The organism is Paratractidigestivibacter sp. (assembly GCF_052362415.1).
In the GTDB taxonomy this organism is placed as follows: Bacteria; Actinomycetota; Coriobacteriia; order Coriobacteriales; family Atopobiaceae; genus Paratractidigestivibacter.
In genome coordinates this window covers 1-1,330 of record NZ_DAWEMK010000218.1, presented here as the reverse complement: position 1 = coordinate 1,330, position 1,330 = coordinate 1, and the positions used below count along the sequence as shown (strand labels likewise).

Annotated in this window: 1 protein-coding gene; it reads right to left on the bottom strand. The window is 71.1% G+C overall.

Features of this window, described 5'->3' with window-relative positions; translation table 11 throughout:
- Positions 1–11: 11 nt before the first annotated feature.
- Positions 12–1,253, bottom strand: coding sequence for an IS256 family transposase (locus ACT84W_RS11100; RefSeq protein ID WP_444329271.1), 1,242 nt, complete (start codon positions 1,251–1,253; stop codon positions 12–14).
- Positions 1,254–1,330: the final 77 nt, after the last annotated feature.

Sequence of the window (1,330 nt, the reverse complement as noted above, 5' to 3'; positions counted from 1 at the left end):
TCCTCCGCCGGCTAGCCCGCGGCCGACATGAGCCTCGCCTGCTCCCTGGCTATCCCGGCGAGCTCCGCCATCCTCCCCTCGAGCTCCGCCACGCCGGTCGAGTAGTAGGCCTTGGACATCGCGGCCCACCGGTCGTTCTCCTCCATGAGCAGGGCGCCCACGAGCCTGACCGCCGAGCCGTCGCTGGGGAAGACGCCCACGACGTTGGACCTGCGCTTGATCTCCTTGTTGAGCCGCTCGAGGTAGTTCGAGGTCCTCGCGCACCTGCGCATCTGCTCCGGCAGGCGCATCGCGGTCATCGCGTCGTCGAAGCCGGCGTCGAGGCGCTCGCACGCCTGCGGGGCCTCCTCGGCGTAGTCGGCGAGGATCCGGTCGCGCCTCGCCTCCGCCTCCGCGAGCGTGCGGCAGTTGAACATCTCGGTCATCTCCGACCGCAGGCCGGCCCTCAGGCGCTTCGGGGCGGCGTCGGAGACGTTGCGGGAGAAGTGGGCCTGGCACCTCTGCCAGGCGGCGTCCGGCCACACGTCGTGGAGGGCCGCCACGAGCCCCTCGTGCGCGTCGGAGGTGACCACGGCCATCCCCCGCAGGCCGCGGTCCCTCAGCGAGCGCATGAACGCGGACCAGCTCGACCGCGTCTCGGCGTCGGCGAGCCCGAGCCCGAGCACCTCCTTCCGGCCGGAGCGGTCGAGGCCGATGGCCACGAGCATCGCCCGGGCCCTCACCCTGTGGCCGCCGCGGACCTTCAGGTAGGTCGCGTCCAGCATCGCGAAGGGGTAGGCGCCCGGCTCGAGCGGGCGCGTCCTGAAGCCCTCGACCGCCGAGTCGAGCGTGGCGCAGGCGGCGGACACCGACTGCTTCGAGAACTCCCTGCCGCAGATCTCCCGCATGACCCTGCCGACCTTGGCGGTGGAGACGCCGCCCACCACCATCTCGGCCATCGTGGCCACGAGGGCGGCCTCGCTCCTCCTGTAGCTCTCGAAGACCATCGTCTCGAACGGGGCGTTGCGGTGCCTGGGGACCTCGAGCTCGATGGTCCCGACCCTGGTCGTGAGCCGCCTCGCGCGGGTGCCGTTGCGGCTGTCGGTGCGCGACTCGCTCCTCTCGTAGCGCCCCGCCCCGAGCTGCTCGTCGGACTCCGCGCGCATCACGGCGTTGAGGGCCGCGGCGAGCACCTGCCGGAAGGCGTCCCCCGAGGAGTCCGCGAGGAGCCGTAGAATCTCGTCCTGGTCGAGGGTAACATTGATCTGGGCCATGCCCGTTCCTCCAAGTCTCTTTGTTCTCTGGCGATTGCAAATGTTACCTGGAGGGCGGGCCTCTGGCCCGCCACTGC